Origin of the sequence: Streptomyces sp. NPDC013187 (assembly GCF_042899705.1) — a bacterium.
Classification (GTDB): domain Bacteria; phylum Actinomycetota; class Actinomycetes; order Streptomycetales; family Streptomycetaceae; genus Streptomyces; species Streptomyces hawaiiensis_A.
The window spans coordinates 331,647-347,437 of the sequence record NZ_JBIBAF010000006.1 but is presented as its reverse complement, the minus strand read 5'-3'; the positions used below and the strand labels follow the sequence as shown (position 1 = coordinate 347,437).

General features: G+C 72.0%; 16 protein-coding genes and 1 tRNA gene. 8 read left to right on the top strand and 9 right to left on the bottom strand.

What is annotated here, in order from left to right:
- The first annotated feature begins 4 nt into the window (after window positions 1-4).
- The 3 genes from ACFY5B_RS15085 (at window position 5) to ACFY5B_RS15075 (ending at window position 2,988) form a co-directional block, all read left to right on the top strand.
- Complete coding sequence (locus tag ACFY5B_RS15085; RefSeq protein WP_389968993.1) at window positions 5-1,543, top strand: APC family permease; 1,539 nt, start codon at window positions 5-7, stop codon at window positions 1,541-1,543.
- 112 nt (window positions 1,544-1,655) lie between these two features.
- Window positions 1,656-2,381, top strand: a complete 726-nt coding sequence (locus tag ACFY5B_RS15080; RefSeq protein WP_389969204.1) for a molybdopterin-dependent oxidoreductase — start codon at window positions 1,656-1,658, stop codon at window positions 2,379-2,381.
- Window positions 2,365-2,988: a cytochrome b/b6 domain-containing protein gene (locus ACFY5B_RS15075; RefSeq protein ID WP_389968991.1), complete on the top strand. Its 624-nt coding sequence runs from the start codon at window positions 2,365-2,367 to the stop codon at window positions 2,986-2,988. Before ACFY5B_RS15080 ends, ACFY5B_RS15075 begins: the two co-directional genes overlap by 17 nt.
- Before the next feature lie 74 nt (window positions 2,989-3,062).
- Here ACFY5B_RS15075 and ACFY5B_RS15070 read toward each other — a convergent pair whose 3' ends face one another.
- The 4 genes from ACFY5B_RS15070 to ACFY5B_RS15055 are packed head-to-tail and all read right to left on the bottom strand — an operon-like array spanning window position 3,063 to window position 6,857.
- Window positions 3,063-4,094: an L-idonate 5-dehydrogenase gene (locus tag ACFY5B_RS15070; RefSeq protein WP_389968989.1), complete on the bottom strand. Its 1,032-nt coding sequence runs from the start codon at window positions 4,092-4,094 to the stop codon at window positions 3,063-3,065.
- Between the two features lie 18 nt (window positions 4,095-4,112).
- On the bottom strand, window positions 4,113-4,877 hold the full coding sequence (locus ACFY5B_RS15065; RefSeq protein ID WP_389968987.1) for an SDR family oxidoreductase: 765 nt from the start codon (window positions 4,875-4,877) through the stop codon (window positions 4,113-4,115).
- 10 nt (window positions 4,878-4,887) lie between these two features.
- Entirely contained in the window at window positions 4,888-6,285 is a 1,398-nt protein-coding gene (locus ACFY5B_RS15060; RefSeq protein WP_389968985.1) for a GntP family permease, read from the bottom strand.
- Between the two features lie 53 nt (window positions 6,286-6,338).
- Window positions 6,339-6,857, bottom strand: coding sequence for a gluconokinase (locus ACFY5B_RS15055; protein WP_389968983.1), 519 nt, complete (start codon window positions 6,855-6,857; stop codon window positions 6,339-6,341).
- Window positions 6,858-6,995: 138 nt separating this feature from the next.
- Between ACFY5B_RS15055 and ACFY5B_RS15050 the strand changes: the two genes are divergently transcribed.
- Window positions 6,996-7,697, top strand: coding sequence for a FadR/GntR family transcriptional regulator (locus ACFY5B_RS15050; protein ID WP_344454280.1), 702 nt, complete (start codon window positions 6,996-6,998; stop codon window positions 7,695-7,697).
- 45 nt (window positions 7,698-7,742) lie between these two features.
- Here ACFY5B_RS15050 and ACFY5B_RS15045 read toward each other — a convergent pair whose 3' ends face one another.
- Both ACFY5B_RS15045 and ACFY5B_RS15040 read right to left on the bottom strand, forming a co-directional pair.
- Entirely contained in the window at window positions 7,743-8,117 is a 375-nt protein-coding gene (locus ACFY5B_RS15045) for a YchJ family protein (RefSeq protein WP_389968981.1), read from the bottom strand.
- Between the two features lie 63 nt (window positions 8,118-8,180).
- Window positions 8,181-8,265, bottom strand: a tRNA-Leu gene (locus ACFY5B_RS15040).
- Between the two features lie 195 nt (window positions 8,266-8,460).
- Here ACFY5B_RS15040 and ACFY5B_RS15035 point away from each other — a divergent pair.
- The 3 genes from ACFY5B_RS15035 (at window position 8,461) to ACFY5B_RS15025 (ending at window position 11,260) form a co-directional block, all read left to right on the top strand.
- On the top strand, window positions 8,461-9,786 hold the full coding sequence (locus ACFY5B_RS15035) for a M20/M25/M40 family metallo-hydrolase (RefSeq protein ID WP_389968978.1): 1,326 nt from the start codon (window positions 8,461-8,463) through the stop codon (window positions 9,784-9,786).
- Between the two features lie 149 nt (window positions 9,787-9,935).
- Window positions 9,936-10,169 (top strand): chaplin ChpH, encoded by a 234-nt coding sequence (chpH, locus tag ACFY5B_RS15030; RefSeq protein ID WP_030608446.1) that lies wholly within the window; start codon window positions 9,936-9,938, stop codon window positions 10,167-10,169.
- A gap of 131 nt (window positions 10,170-10,300) precedes the next feature.
- Entirely contained in the window at window positions 10,301-11,260 is a 960-nt protein-coding gene (locus ACFY5B_RS15025; RefSeq protein ID WP_389968975.1) for a chaplin, read from the top strand.
- Window positions 11,261-11,334: 74 nt separating this feature from the next.
- On the opposite strand, the gene ACFY5B_RS15020 is transcribed toward ACFY5B_RS15025, so the two are convergent.
- Entirely contained in the window at window positions 11,335-11,523 is a 189-nt protein-coding gene (locus ACFY5B_RS15020) for a DUF5703 family protein (protein ID WP_094055315.1), read from the bottom strand.
- Window positions 11,524-11,570: 47 nt separating this feature from the next.
- Between ACFY5B_RS15020 and ACFY5B_RS15015 the strand changes: the two genes are divergently transcribed.
- The gene (locus ACFY5B_RS15015) at window positions 11,571-12,284 is read left to right on the top strand and encodes a hypothetical protein (RefSeq protein ID WP_344454288.1); all 714 of its coding nucleotides are present in this window, start codon (window positions 11,571-11,573) and stop codon (window positions 12,282-12,284) included.
- Between the two features lie 63 nt (window positions 12,285-12,347).
- Here ACFY5B_RS15015 and ACFY5B_RS15010 read toward each other — a convergent pair whose 3' ends face one another.
- Together ACFY5B_RS15010 and ACFY5B_RS15005 are read right to left on the bottom strand one after the other, a co-directional pair.
- The gene (locus ACFY5B_RS15010; protein WP_389968973.1) at window positions 12,348-14,795 is read right to left on the bottom strand and encodes a helix-hairpin-helix domain-containing protein; all 2,448 of its coding nucleotides are present in this window, start codon (window positions 14,793-14,795) and stop codon (window positions 12,348-12,350) included.
- Entirely contained in the window at window positions 14,792-15,778 is a 987-nt protein-coding gene (locus ACFY5B_RS15005) for an aldo/keto reductase (protein ID WP_389968971.1), read from the bottom strand. Before ACFY5B_RS15005 ends, ACFY5B_RS15010 begins: the two co-directional genes overlap by 4 nt.
- Window positions 15,779-15,791: the final 13 nt, after the last annotated feature.

The window sequence follows — 15,791 nt, the reverse complement described above, 5'->3', positions numbered from 1 at the left end:
CCCGATGACCACGGACAGTTCGGACACGAACACCTCCGCCCCCGGCGGCGGCATCAGTACGTTCAAGGGACAGGAGCGCGCCCTGCGGGCCGACCGGCTCGGCACCGGGGGACTGCTGCTCTCCGTCCTCGCGGCGACCGCCCCGCTCATGGTGGTCGCGGGTGTCATGCCCACCACATTCGCGGTGATGGGCATCGTCGGCCAGCCGCTGCTCTTCGTCGTCCTCGGCGTCGTCCTGATCCTGTTCAGCGTCGGATACGCCGAGATGAGCCGCCACGTCCACAACGCGGGCGCCTTCTACGCCTACATCCGCCGGGGTCTGGGCGCCACCGCGGGCGCGAGCGCCGCCTTGGTTGCCCTCGTCGCCTACAACGCGCTCCAGGTCGGCATCTACGGCATCTTCGGCTTCGAGGTCTCCGGGCTCCTCGCCACCTACGCCGACGTGCGGATCGCCTGGTGGATACCGGCGCTCGTGGCCGCGCTCGCCGTCGGGCTGCTGGGCTGGCTCAAGATCGACGTCAACGCCCGCGTGCTCGGTGTGCTGCTGGTCATCGAGGTGCTCCTGGTGGTCGTATTCGACGTGGCCGCCCTCGCCGACCCCGGAAAGGAGGGACTGTCGCTGCACGCCTTCAACCCCGACACCCTCACCGGAGCCGGTGTCGGCACCGCGCTGTGCTTCTGCATCGCCGCGTTCCTCGGCTTCGAACAGGCCCCGGTCTACGCCGAGGAGACCAGCCGCCCGCATGTCCTGGTGCCGCGCGTGATGTTCCTCGCCGTCGGCGGGGTCGCCGTGTTCTTCGCCCTCAGCAGCTGGGCCCTCACCGTCGCCACCGGACCCGCCGCCATCGTCGGCACGGCCCAGAAGCAGAGCGCCGGGCTGCTGTTCTTCCTCACCGAGTCGCGCCTCGGCGGCACCTTCACCGACGTCCTGCACGTCCTGTTCGTCACCGGCATGTTCGCCGCGCTGCTCAGCTTCCACAACGTCGTCGCCCGCTACGCCTTCGCCATGGGCCGCGAGGGCCTGCTGCCCGCCGCCTTCGGCCGCACCAGCGGCAGCAGCGGCGCCCCCGGAACCGGCTCGCTGCTCCAGACCGTCGTGGCCGTGCTGGTCGTGGCCGCCTTCGCGGTCGCCGACGACAGGCCGGTCGGCGACCCCACCGCACCCGTCCTGCAGCTGTTCACCTGGTTCGGCAACATCGGCGCCCTGGGCGTGATCGTGCTGATGGCGGCGGCGTCCCTGTCCGTCGTCGTCTTCTTCGTCCGCCGCGGCGCCGCCGGTGCCCAGGCCTGGCGGCTGGTCACGTCCGCGCTGGCGGGCATCGCCCTGCTGGTGATCGCCGGCTACACGGTGAAGGACTTCGAAGTGCTGGTCGGCGCCGGCCCCGACTCCTCGCTGAGCTGGGTGCTGCCCGGCATCATCGGCCTGGCCGCGCTGGTCGGCATGGCCCTCGGCCTGGTGCTGCGCTCCCGCGCCCCCGAGAAGCACGCCCGGATCGGCCTCGGCAACGAGGCGTTCCAGCTGGACAAGGCCGCCTCCTCCTGAGGCGGCTCCCGTAAGAAGTGGTTACGGAAGTCCGACGAGCACCCGCGACTCCCTGTCGTACCGGGGCCGCGGGTGTTCGAATGAGAACGTGAACCAGGACGTACCCAAGGGTGTGAACGACGAACACCCCCAAGAACGGGGCACCCCGATCGGCCGCCGCGTCTTCCTCGGCACCCTCGCCCTGGGCGCCGCGGGCGTGGTCGCCGCGCCCCCGCTGCAACGCGGCCTGGAGGCCTTCCTCGGCGGAGCGGCCGACAAGGACCCCACGGGCCTGACCGGCCTGCTCCCCAACGGCGGCGGCTTCCGCTACTACTCGGTCGCCTCGTCCGTCCCGCGCAAGAACACCGGCAGCTACCGCCTCACCGTGGACGGCCTGGTCGACCGCCCCACGACCTACACCCTCGACGACCTGAGGGCCCTGCCCCAGACCCGCATGGTCCGCGACGTCCAGTGCGTCACGGGCTGGCGCGTCCCCGACACCCCCTTCGAGGGCGTCCGCCTCTCCCGGCTCCTGGACGCCGCCCGGGTACGCCCCACGGCCAAGGCCATCCGCTTCACCTGCTTCGACGGCACGTACACCGAGAGCCTCACCCTCGACCAGGCCCGCCGCGCAGACGTCCTGGTCGCCCTGCGCATGCAGGACAAGGACCTCGGCCACTCCCACGGCGGCCCGGTCCGCCTCTACGTGGCGCCCATGTACTTCTACAAGTCCGCCAAGTGGCTCTCCGGCATCACCGTCACCGACGAGGTCCGGCCGGGCTACTGGGAGGAGCGCGGCTACGACGTCGACGCCTGGGTGGGCCGCTCGAACGGACGCGACGATGACCCTACGAGCTGACACACCCCCGGCCACGGCCGACGTGCGCCGCTTCACTCCACTGCAGCGCTGGATCCACCGCACCACGGCCGTCCTGATGGGCATCTGCGTCCTGACGGCGGCCTGCCTCTACGTCCCCCAGCTCGCCGAACTCGTCGGCCGCCGCGCCCTGGTCGTCACCCTGCACCAGTGGTCGGGCCTCGCCCTGCCCGTCCCCGTCCTGGCCGGCCTCGCCTCCCGGGCGTTCCGCGCCGACCTCGGCCGCCTCAACCGCTTCGGCCCGCACGACCGCACCTGGCTGCGCGCCGCCCTGCACCGCGACAAACGCCCCGCGTCCCGCCCCGCCGCCAAGTTCAACGCCGGGCAGAAGCTCTACGCCGCCTGGATCGCCGGCGCCACACTGGTCATGCTCGCCACGGGCCTGATGATGTGGTTCACCCACCTCACCCCCCTGCTCTGGCGCACCAGCGCCACCTTCGTCCACGACTGGCTGGCCCTCACCATCGGCATCGTCCTGGCCGGCCACATCGGCATGGCCCTGGCGGACCCGGAATCCAGGAGGGGCCTGCGCACGGGCAGGGTGAGCAGGACCTGGGCGGAGCGAGAGCACCCTCTGTGGCGCCAGTAGGTCTTCGCCCCAGGGGCGCGGGGAACTGCGCGAACAACCACGACGCTGCCGCAGCCGCTCCACGATGAGAAGCCCTACGGCGTCCGGGTGAAATCCAACAGCACCTTGCAGGACCGACTCCGGTCAGCGGCCAGCGCGAACGCCGACTCGGCCTCCCGCACGGGTACCACCGCGCTGATCAGCCAGTCGAACGCCGGCACCCCGGCCAGCAGCGTCAACGCCTCGTCGAACTCGCCGTCGAAGCGGAACGCCCCGCGCAGCTCGATCTCCCGGCTCACCACGAGGTTCCCCGCGAACGGACTGTGCCCCGCCGGCAGCATCCCCAGCTGCACGACGACCCCGCCCCGCCGCACCCGCCGCAGACACGTGTCGAGCCCCGCGGCCACCCCGGACGCCTCGACGGCCACATCGACCTCGTCCGGCCACCCGCGGTCCTCGGGATCATCGGCCCGTACGACCGTCCCGGCCCCGGCGATCCGCCCGTACGCGAGCGCCTCCGGCAGCAGATCCGAGACGGTGACGTGCGCGGCCCCGGCCGCCTTCGCCGCCGCGACCACCAGACACCCGATGGGCCCGGCGCCCGTCACCAGCACATGGCGCCCCGCCACCTCCCCGGCCCGCCGCACCGCGTGCAGAGCGACCGACAGGGGCTCGGCCAGCGCGGCCCGCCGCAGCTCCAGACCGTCGGGCAGCGCCCGCAACTGCTCCGCCGGCACGACCACCCGGGTCGAGAAACCTCCCTGGACATGGGGAAACCGCGCCGCACTCCCGAGATACCGGGTGTCCCGGCAGACGTTGCGCCGCCCGCCCTCGCACTCCGGACACACCCCGCACGGGGTCGCCGGATGCACGGCGACGGCGGTACCCGGAGCCGGACCCGCAGCACCGGGGCCGTACTCCACCACCGTCCCCACGACCTCGTGCCCGAGCACCATCGGCTCCCGCAGCCGGAAGTCACCGACGCCGCCGTGCCGCCAGTAGTGCAGATCGGACCCGCACACCCCGCCGTACCGGACGGCGACCAGCGCCTGCCCCGGCCCGGGCTCCGGCACCGGCAACTCCGCCACCCGCAGATCGCCTTGACCGTGGATCACACACCCCAGCATCACAACCGCCTCCGCAAGTCACAGCACGCTTGTCATACCGCCGTCGACATACAGCACCTGCCCGCTGACGAAGTCCGCCGCGGGAGAGGCGAGGAACAGCACCCCGCCCACCAGGTCCTGCGTACGCCCCCAGCGCCCGGCGGGGGTGCGCCGCCGCACCCAGGAGCTGAACTCCTCGTCCTCCACCAGCGGCCGGGTCAGCTCGGTCTCGATATAGCCCGGGCCGAGGCCGTTGACCTGCACCCCGTACGGCCCCCAGTCCGCGCACATGCCCTTGGTGAGCATCTTCAGCGCGCCCTTGGTGGCGGCGTACGGCGCGATCCCGGGCCGTACCACCTCGCTCTGCAGCGAGCAGATGTTGATGATCTTCCCGTGGCCGCGTTCCGTCATCCGGCGTGCCGCCTCACGGCCGACCAGGAAGGCACTGGTCAGATTGGTGTCCAGGATCCGGTGCCAGTCGGACTCGCCGAACTCCAGCAGCGGGGCCCGCAGTTGCATACCCGCGTTGTTGACGAGGATGTCGAGCGGGCCCACCCGCTCCTCGACCTCGGCGACCCCCGAGGCCACCGATGATCCGTCGGTCACGTCGAACACCGCCGTGCTCACCCGGTCGCAGGGCAGTCCGGCGGCGGCCTCGGCGAGCCGGCCCTCGTCGCGTCCGTTCAGCACGACCGTGCAGCCGGCCTCCGCCAGACCGCGCGCGAGGGCGAGTCCGATGCCCCGGCTGGAGCCGGTGACCAGGGCGGTACGGCCGCCGATGTCGAAGAGGGGGTGAGCCGTCATCGCCGCACTCCTAGATCACGAGGGACAACAGCAGGACCAGACCACCGGCGACCACCGAGATGATCGTCTCCATGACGGACCAGGTCTTGATGTTCTGGCCGACGCTCAGCCCGAAGTACTCCTTCACCATCCAGAACCCGGCGTCGTTGACGTGGCTGAAGAAGAGCGAGCCGGCGCCGATGGCGAGGACGAGCAGGGCGGCGTGCGTGGTGGACATGTCCGCCGCGAGCGGGGCGACCAGACCGGCCGCCGAGACCGTGGCCACCGTCGCCGAACCCGTCGCCAGGCGGATCACCACCGCGATCAGCCAGGCCAGCAGCAACGCGGGGATGGCCCAGTCCTTGGAGATGTCCAGGACCATCTGCCCCACACCGGTGTCGATCAGCGTCTGCTTGAAGCCACCGCCCGCGCCGACGATCAGCAGGATGCCCGCGATCGGCATGAGGCTCTTCTCCACGAGCGGCGAGATGCGCTCCTTGGAGAACCCGGCGGGCCGCAGCAGCGTGAAGATGCCGACCAGCACCGAGGCGAGCAGGGCGATCATCGGGGCGCCGATCACGTCGAAGACCCGCTGCACCGGGTTCTCGGGGTCGTCCACGACGATGTCGACCAGCGCCTTGGCGAGCATGAGGATCACCGGGAGCAGCACGGTGAAGAGCGTGGCACCGAAGCCGGGGCGCTTGTCGAGCTCCTCGGAGGGGCGCTGCGGGATCATCTTCTCGGGGGCCGGGACGTCGACCCAGCGGGCCGCGTACCTCGAGAACACCGGGCCGGCGATGATCACGGTGGGTACGGCGACGAGGACGCCGAGCGCCAGCGTCACACCGAGGTCGGCGCCGACGGCGTCGATCGCGACCAGCGGACCGGGGTGCGGCGGCACAAGGCCGTGCATCACGGACAGGCCCGCGAGCGCCGGGATGCCGATGCGCATCAGCGAGTAGTTGCCGCGCTTGGCGACCATCAGCACGACCGGGATCAGCAGCACGATGCCGACCTCGAAGAACAGCGGCAGTCCGATCACGGAGGCGATCAGCACCATCGCCCACGGCATGGACCGCCCGCCGGCCTTCTCCAGGATGGTGTCGACGATCTGGTCGGCGCCTCCGGAGTCGGCGAGTATCTTGCCGAGGATCGCCCCGAGGGCGATCAGCACACCGACGCCCGCGACCGTGGTGCCGAGGCCGGCGCTGAAGCTGGTGAGCACCTTGTCCAGCGGCGCCCCGGCGATCGCGCCGAGCGCCAGTGACCCGAGGGTCAGGGACAGGAAGGCGTGCAGCCTGAATTTCGTGATGAGCAGGACGATGACGGCGATGCCCGCCAGGACGGCGATGCCCAGCTGAGCGTGGCCGGCCGAGGTGATCGGCTCGGGTGCGTCCGCTGCCAGCATCTCGACGCTGAGTCTGGTCACGGGGTGGGTCCCTTGCGTTGGGGGAGTAGGGGAGGGGAAGCGGCCGCCAGGGGCTACTGGACGGGTTCGGGGAGGTCTTCCAGGGCGAGCGCAGCCCGCCGGGTGATCTCCTCCGGACTGCCCGAGACGTTCACCTCGACCCCCGCCTCGTCCGCCTCCAGGGGCTGGAGCGTGGCGAACTGGGAGTCGAGCAACGCTGCGGGCATGAAGTGCCCCTGCCGGTGCGACATCCGGTCCTCGATCAGCGCGCGGTCACCGGCGAGGTGCACGAAGACCACGCCCGGTGCGGCGGCCCGCAGCCGGTCGCGGTACGACCGCTTCAGCGCCGAGCAGCTGACCACCCCGCCGAGCCCGGCCCGCCCGTGCGCCCACTCGCCGATGGCGTCGAGCCACGGCAGGCGGTCCGCGTCGGTGAGCGGAGTGCCGGCCGACATCTTGGCGATGTTGGCCTCGGGGTGGAAGTCGTCGCCCTCGGCGTAGGGAACGCCGATCCGGGCGGCGAGCAGGGGACCGATGGTGGTCTTGCCGGTGCCCGCTACGCCCATGACCACGACGACGTGGGGGGTGTTCATCGCTGCCTCACTGTCTGCTGTCCGAGGTCGACACGTGATGTCGACGCAACTGAAACCCATTAGGTACGACGAATTCAAGAGCTCGTCATCAATAAGTCTGACTTTTTGTCTCAGTGATCCACCCCGTACGCTGAGTGCATGAGCACACCGGGCCGGGGGCTGCACGGCCATGTACTGGACACCCTCGGCCCCGAGATCACGGCGGGTGAGTACCCGCCGGGCAGCGTCCTGCGCACCGACGAGCTCGCGCAGCGTTTCGACGTGTCGCGCTCGGTGATGCGTGAGGCGGTCCGCGTCCTTGAGTCCATGTACCTGGTGGAGTCCCGTCGCCGCGTCGGCGTGACGGTCCGCCCGAAGTCCGAGTGGAACGTCTACGACCCGCAGGTCATCCGCTGGCGCCTGGCCGGTGCGGACCGGCCCCGGCAGCTGCGGTCCCTCACGGTGCTGCGCTCGGCCGTCGAACCGGTCGCGGCCGGCCTCGCCGCCCGGCACGCCACGGCCGAGCAGTGCGCCGAACTCACCGAGTGCGCCCTCGGCATGGTCGCCCACTCACGCGGCCACAAACTGGAGGGCTACCTCCTGCACGACGTCGCCTTCCACCGCGTCGTCCTGGAGGCCTCCGGCAACGAGATGTTCGCCCGCCTCGGCGACGTCGTCGCCGAGGTCCTGACCGGCCGCACCCAGCACGACGTGATGTTCGAGGACCCCGACCCGGCCGCCGTCACCCTGCACGTCCAGGTCGCCGAGGCGGTCCGCGCGGGCGACGCCGCCCGCGCGGAGGAACTGACCCGCGAGATCACGGTCGGCGCCCTCCAGGAACTCGACATCCTGGCGCCGTAGCCGCGGCTCCGCCGGGAACTCCGCGTCGTCCCGCCGTGGCCCCCGCTAGGCCGGGAACTCCCCGTCGACGTACACCCAGGCCCCGTCGACCCGCTCGAAGCTGCTCCGCTCGTGCAGCGACCCGCCCCGGTACGACGCCCGGAACTCCACGGTCCCGGTGGTGTGGAACGCCGAGCCGCCGCTCGCGCCCAGGATCTCCAGCCCGGTCCACCGCATCCCCGGATCCAGCTCCAGCCGGCCGGGCCGCGTCAGCGGGTGCCAGGTCCGCAGCAGATACGCGGCGTCGCCCTTCACGAAGGCGCAGTACCGCGACCGCATCAACGCCTCGGCGGTCGGCGCGGCGGCGGTCCCGGAGTGGAACCGGCCGCAGCAGGCCTCGTAGGCCTCGGGGAGCCCGCACGGGCATGAACGCCTGGTCATGGTCACCTTTCCGCGGAAACGACTGAGGGCCGTGACCTCGCGGTCACGGCCCTCAGCCTCATGTGTCCGAGGGGGGACTTGAACCCCCACGCCCGATAAAGGGCACTAGCACCTCAAGCTAGCGCGTCTGCCATTCCGCCACCCGGACAAGGTGTCTGTCGCGTGGGTTCTCCCCGCGGCGACGACGTAAACATTACCAGGCTTTCCGGGGTGGCCGATCACCCCCCGCCCGCACCCCGGGAGGCGTGAACGGCGTGTGACGGGCCGGGAGCGCTCTTGGGGTGCGGGCCACGGAGAGAGAGGATGAGGAGGACCCACCAGCAGTGACACCGGGAGGAAGCACGTGAGCGAGACGGACACGGCCAGGAGCGTCACCGGCGAGGACGAGGTCGTGGACCTCTGCCGCGAGCTGATCCAGATCGACACCAGCAACTACGGCGACCACTCGGGTCCGGGCGAGCGCAAGGCGGCCGAGTACGTGGCCGAGAAGCTCGCCGAGGTCGGACTCGAACCGCAGATCTTCGAGTCCCACCCGGGCCGGGCCTCCACGGTGGCCCGGATCGAGGGCGAGGACCCCTCCCGGCCCGCGCTCCTCATCCACGGCCACACCGACGTCGTACCGGCCAATGCCGACGACTGGACCCACCACCCCTTCTCCGGCGAGGTCGCCGACGGCTGTGTGTGGGGCCGCGGGGCCGTCGACATGAAGGACATGGACGCGATGACCCTCGCGGTCGTCCGCGACCGGCTGCGCAGCGGGCGCAAGCCCCCGCGCGACATCGTCCTGGCGTTCCTCGCCGACGAGGAGGCGGGCGGCACCTACGGCGCCAAGCACCTGGTGCGCAACCACCCCGAGCTGTTCGAGGGCGTCACCGAGGCGATCAGCGAGGTGGGCGGGTTCTCGTTCACCGTCAGCGAGCAGCGGCGGCTCTACATGATCCAGACGGCCGAGAAGGGCATGCACTGGATGAAGCTCACCGTGGCCGGCACCGCCGGGCACGGATCGATGATCCACCGGGACAACGCGATCACCGAGCTGTCGGAGGCCGTCGCGCGGCTCGGGCGGCACAAGTTCCCGGTGCGGGTCACCAAGACCACCCGCGCCTTCCTCGACGAGCTCGGCGACGCACTCGGCACCGAGCTCGACCCGGAGGACATGGAGTCGACCCTCGTCAGGCTCGGCGGCATCGCCAAGTTCATCGGCGCGACCCTGAGCAACACGGCCAACCCCACCCAGCTCGGTGCCGGTTACAAGGTCAACGTCATCCCGGGCGAGGCGACCGCCCACGTCGACGGGCGGTTCCTGCCCGGCCACGAGGAGGAGTTCCTCGCCGACCTCGACCGGATCCTCGGCCCGAACGTGCGGCGCGAGGACGTCCACGCCGACAAGGCCGTCGAGACCACCTTCGACGGGGCGCTCGTGGGGGCGATGCAGTCCGCGCTGCTGGCCGAGGACCCGACCGCCAAGGCGATCCCCTACATGCTCTCCGGCGGGACGGACGCGAAGTCCTTCGACGACCTGGGCATCCGGGGCTTCGGCTTCGTGCCGCTGAAGCTGCCGCCGGAGCTGGACTTCGCCGGCATGTTCCACGGCGTGGACGAGCGGGTGCCGGTGGAGGGCCTGCAGTTCGGCGTGCGGGTGCTCGACCGCTTCATCGACCTGTCCTGAACCGGCCCTGCGGAACGGTGGTATTCGGTCGCGCGTACGGAATCGACTGGGAAGAGTGAATGCGACCATAAGCTCGTAGCCTCATTACTCCACCCTCGTTACAGGTAATGCGATCGCAAGATGGGTCGCTTTGCCAACTAGGAGGAATAATGATCAAGAAGGTCGTCGCTGCTGCGGCTGCCACCGGTGGGCTGGTTCTCGCGGGCGCGGGCCTGGCCGTCGCCGACTCGGGTGCTCAGGGTGCCGCCGTGCACTCCCCGGGCGTCCTGTCCGGCAACGTTGTCCAGGTGCCCGTTCACGTCCCGGTGAACGTCTGCGGCAACACGGTCTCCGTGATCGGGCTGCTGAACCCCGCCTTCGGCAACACCTGCATCAACAAGTGATGCTTTCCCCTCGCTGAGGGGAGTCCAAAGCCATCGGTCCCGGAGCGCGTGCCATGCGCTCCGGGACCGAACGCTTCTTTCGGGGAATTCGAGAAGAATTCGAGACAGGGTCGAAGGCAGGTATTCAGTAAATGCGACAGGTCACCCGCAAGGGTCTGATGACCGTGGCGGCCGCGACCGGCGTGATCGCCGCCGCGGGCGGCTCCGCGCACGCCGACTCGGGCGCCCAGGGTTCCGCGTCGGGCTCGCCCGGCGTGCTCTCCGGAAACTCGGTGCAGGCGCCGGTGTACGCGCCGGTAAACGTGTGCGGGAACACCGTCAACGTCGTCGGGGTCCTCAACCCGTCGGTGGGCAACTCGTGCGCCAACAAGGGCGGTGGATCGTCGTCGGGCGGCCACGGCGGCCACGGCGGCCACGGTGGCTCCCACGCGAGCGGGCACGCCACCGACTCGCCCGGCGTGGGTTCGGGCAACCATGTCCAGGCGCCGATCCACGTGCCGGTGAACGTCTGCGGCAACAGTGTCGACGTCATCGGCGTCGCCAACCCCAGCACGGGCAACGACTGCTCGAACGGTGGCGGCGGCCACGAAGCCCCGGGGCAGCCGGGCAACCCCGGGAACCCGGGCAACCCCGGGAACCCGGGCAACCCCGGCAACCCCGGCAACCCTGGGAACCCCGGCAACCCGGGTGAGCCCGGTAATCCTGGGAACCCCGGCAACCCGGGTGAGCCCGGTAATCCTGGGAACCCCGGCAACCCGGGTGAGCCCGGTAATCCTGGGAACCCCGGAAACCCGGGTAACCCTGGCGAACCAGGCAATCCGGGAAACCCTGGCAACCCGGGGCACCCCGGCAACCCCGGTGAGCCCGGTCACCCCGGCACTCCGGGCACCCCGCCCTCCACGAGCGGCGAGACCCCGGGCGGCTCCTCGCACGGCAACAAGCCGAGCGGCCGGTTCGTCACCCAGCCTCACGGCGAGGCCCAGCTCGCCAGCACCGGCAGCGACGTGCCGCTCGGCCTGGTCCTGCCGGCCGGCGCGGGCGCGCTGCTCGCGGGCGCGGTCCTCTACCGCAAGGCGCGCGCCTCGGTCTGACACCCGCAACGGAACGGGCCCCGCAGACGCGGGGCCCGTTCCGTCATGTGCCTTCTACCCGTGCCCGTCCTCGCTCACCACGTGGCCCGCACCTGGCGGATGATCCGCCGGCGCAACCGCACCCTGCGGCTGCCGTCGCGCAGCAGGCTCAGACGGTGCAACTCCCAGTGTCCGTACTCCGCGTGGTCCGTCAGCAGACGTGCCGTTTCCTTGCGGGAGACCCCGCGCGGCACGTACACGTCGACAAATTCGTATTCCGGCATCGCATCTATTGTGCGGGCTGGGCCCCGGTACGGATAGCGTCTGCACTATGTCTGATGCTGCGCAGCCCACCGCTGCCGAGGTACGCGCCGCCGCCGAGGCGGTCAAGACCGCGCTCGACCGCCACCTGGCCGCGGTCGAACGCAGGTCGGGGGAGGACGACCCGGCCGTGTTCGAGGCGTTCAACCAGCTGGCCGCGGCCGCAGAGGTGTACGACGAACTGCTCTACGACCGCTACGACGAGGTCACGCCCTTCGAGATCCCCGGTGCGGAGGACGCGCTGCCCCCGTACACGGGCCCCGAGGAACCCAACGCGCTGAGCGTTCTGATCCGTCGTGACTACGCCGTCGCCGAACCGCAGCGCCTGCTGGCGCAGGCAGAGCGGATCGAGGCGGCGGAGGGCGATGAGGGTTCCCCGGCCTCCGGGACGGTGCACGGCGCGCTCGGGCTGCTGTTCGGCGAGTTCGAGCCCGATGAGATCGCCTCCCGGCACAAGGAGTTCGGGCTGGAGGAGGGCGACTCCACGCTCTGGGTGACGGCGGCGGACGAACCGGCCGATCCCGGCGAGTGGCTGGAGGCGCCCTTCGAGCAGGTCGACCCGCAGCAGGTGGTCTGCCGCTTCGACGTCAGCGCCGTCTTCGACGACGAGATCGACGACGTGGACGATGACGAGGACGGCGACGGTCTCGAGGACGAGCTCGGCGGCGATCTGGACGAGGACGAGGACGAGGACCTGGAGCCGCTGGACGCGGACCGCCGCTGAGCGCACACGTCGGCGACCACGGGGGTGGTGGTCAGGGGCCCGGACCCCTGGCCACCACCTCCGTCACGCGTCGCTGACCTGCGGCGTGAGCAGCACCGGAAGCCGGGTCGTGCGCGGCTTCGCCGGGACCTCGGCCACGGCACGGGGCAGTGCCTGCTCCACCCCGTGCACCACGGACAGATGCCGGTCGGCCCGCCCGAACGCCGTGTACACCCACGGCCGGCTGAGCGCCTGCGCCGCATCGCCGGGCAGCACCACGACCACAGCGGGCCACCGGCTCCCCACGGCCTGGTGCGCGGTCAGCGCCCATCCGTGCCGCACCGACTGCTCCACCCGCTCCTTCGGGACCACGACGGCTTCGCCCTCGCACGACAGGTGCAGCCCCTCGGCGTCCGCCGTCACCACCCGGCCGGGCACGGCGCGCCCCGGCACGGGGGAGTGGACGACCCGGTCACCGGGGTCGAAGCCGCCGAAACGGCCCGGCCCCGGGTTGAGCCGCTCCTTCAGCGCGGCGTTGAGCACCCGCGTCCCGACGGCGCCGCCGTGCCCAGGGGTGATCACCTGGGTCTCCTCCGCCGGCACACCGATCGCCCGCGGCACCGAGTCCACGACGAGCTGTACCGTCCGGTGCACGGCCTCGCCCGCATCCCGCACGGGCACGATCACTAGCTCCTTGCCGGGAGCCTCGACCTTGTTCAGCTCTCCGATGCCGACACCCGACACCAGCTCGCCCAGCGGCCCGGGATCCGGCCGTCGCGAGGCCACCTGGGGGCAGATCCGCGCCGCGAGCAGGTCCGCGAAGACCCGGCCCGGGCCCACGGACCACAGCACCGCCGGATCCCCCGACAGGACCAGCCGTGCCCCGTCCGGCATCGACTCGGTCAGCAGAGCCGCCGTCTCGACATCCAGCTGAGGCGCGTCGAGCACGACGAGCAGATCGAGATCGAAGGCTCCGTCCGCGTCCCGGCCGGGCCCTTCGAGGCCGGCCAGCAGCCCGGAGACGGTCGCGACGGGCAGGCCGATGCTCGAGGGAGCGTCAGCCGCGGGGCGGCCGGGCACGCCCCCGGCCGCTGCACCGGGCTGCCGGGAGACGTCGGCCGCACCGGGCCGCTGGGAGGCGTCGGCCGCACCGGGCTGCCGGGAGGCGTCGGCCGCACCGGGCTGCTGGGAGGCGTCGGGCGCACCGGGCTGCCGGGAGGTGTCGGCCGTGTCGCCCGTCGGCCCGCCGGCGCTCCGCAGCAGAGCCGCGAAGCGGTTGCGGCCGATCGGGCCGTGCGTGGCCGCCCAGGCCCGCAGTCCGAGAGACCGCGCGGCGTTCAGCAGGGCCGCGGGCTCGGCCAGAGACGCCTCCCCGCCGGTGTGCAGCACCAGGCCCTGAACCGCCACCGCGCGGATCAGCTCCGCGGTGGACCCCTGGGCCGCGGCGGCGGCCCGCTCCCAGTCCGCGGCCGAACCGTCCTGCTCGGGCGCCGAGTTGACCAGCCGGGCCAGGCCGTCGGCCAGGCTCTCCTCCGCCAGCGCGTACCGCTCCAGCCCGACCAGGACACGGACCGGTCGCTCCTCGTCCTCCTCCGGACCGTCCTCGTCGGTCCGGGCCGGAGTACCGGCCTCCTCCAGGGCGTCCTGGAAGACCAGGGCCTCGCCCTCCGCGATCGAGCCCTGCACGGCGGCGTCGGGTTCCGGCACACCCCGCTGGGCCAGGGCCGCGAGGAGCGCGGGCATCTCCAGGGCGGTGTGCCCGGCCAGCGCCGCCTGCTCCAGGAGCCATCCGGTGAGGGCGCGGCCGCGCCGCTCGTCGTCCGGGCCGCACCCGGCGCCGAGCAGCGCCCGCGCGAAACCGTCGGCCTGCTCGGGACGCACGCCGGTGATCCGCAGCAACTGCCAGGGGTCGGCGCGCAGTTGTTCGTCCGCACCCTCACCGAGAGCCGCGGCGGCCTGAGGTGCGAGCGCTTCCGGCGCGCCGCCTTCGCCGAGCACCTGCCGGACGGCCTGAACCGCCTCCGGCGCGGGAGCCGCCGACGCCGCGACGGGGCCGGGGGCCACCGGCTGCGGCCGCCGTTCCGGCTCGGGGGCGGGGCGCCGGGGGGCGGGCCGGGGTTCTTCGAACACCGTGGCCGTCGGCTTCTCGCCGCTCTCGACGGCTCGTACGGCCGCGAGCAGATCGGCGGCCTTGCCGCTCAGCTTGGTGCCGCTCGCGATCGGCGCCTTCTTCTCGGCCTTGCGCTGCTCGATGCGCTCCCGCTCGACCTGCTGGGCCCGAAGCTCGGCCTCCGCTTCGGACACCGACCCGACGCCCGCGTCATCGCCCCCGACGCCCGCGTCATCGCCCCCGGTGCCCGCGTCACCGCTCTCCGCCTCGGACGTCCCACGGGTGCCCGTGTCGCCGCCCCCGGTGACGGGCGCTTGCCCGGCATCGGTCTCTTCGTCACTGCCGGGCCCGTGGGCCGATGTGACCTCGGCGCCCGGCGTCCCCGGCTCGGCGTTCTCCGTGGTCTCGGGCTCCGTGCTCACAGCGTGCTCCAGTCGTGATCGGGATAGCGGTGCACGGGCACCGACACATCGTCGAGCGCCCGGCAGATCTCGTCAGGAAGACTAAGGGTCTCCACTGACAATGCCGCCGTGAGCTGCTGCGCGTTGCGCGCGCCGACGATCGGGGCGGCCACGCCGGGCCGGTCGCGCACCCACGCCAGGGCCACCTGGAGCGGCGTCACCGCCAGCCCGTCGGCCGCGGTCGCCACGGCGTCCACGATGCGGCTCGCCGTGTCGTCGAGGTACGGCGCGACGAAGGGCGCGAGGTGCTCCGAGGCACCACGCGAGTCCGGCGGCACCGTGTCCCCCCGGTACTTGCCCGTCAGCACGCCCCGCCCGAGCGGCGAGGAGGGCAGCAGCCCGATGCCCAGGTCCAGCGCGGCCGGCAGCACTTCCCGCTCCACACCGCGCTGGAGCAGGGAGTACTCCAGCTGCGTACCGGCCAGCCGGGTCCGGGTGCCGGGGGCCGCCAGCTGCCAGGTCGCGGCCTTGGCCAGCTGCCAGCCGCAGAAGTTGGAGACGGCGGCATACCGGGCACGCCCGCTGGAAACCGCCAGGTCGAGGGCTTGGAGGGTCTCCTCCAGCGGGGTGTCCGGGTCGAAAGCGTGCGCATGCCACAGGTCGACGTGGTCCGTGCCGAGCCGGGCCAGCGAGGCGTCCAGCGCGGAGAGCAGATGACCGCGGGAGCCGTCGAAGCGGCGGTCGGGGTCCGGCACACTCCCGGCCTTGGTCGATATGACCAGGTCCCGGCGGGGCACCAGCCCTTCCATGAGCCTGCCGAGCAGGTACTCGGCCTCACCGTCCCCGTACACGTCCGCGGTGTCGACGAGGGTCCCGCCCGCTTCCCAGAACGTCTTCATCAGGTCCGCGGCGTCGTGCTCGTCGGTGTCCCGCCCCCAGGTCAGGGTGCCGAGCCCGATGCGGGACACACGAAGGCCGGTGCGGCCGAGATGCCTCTGCTCCATGAACGCCGAGATT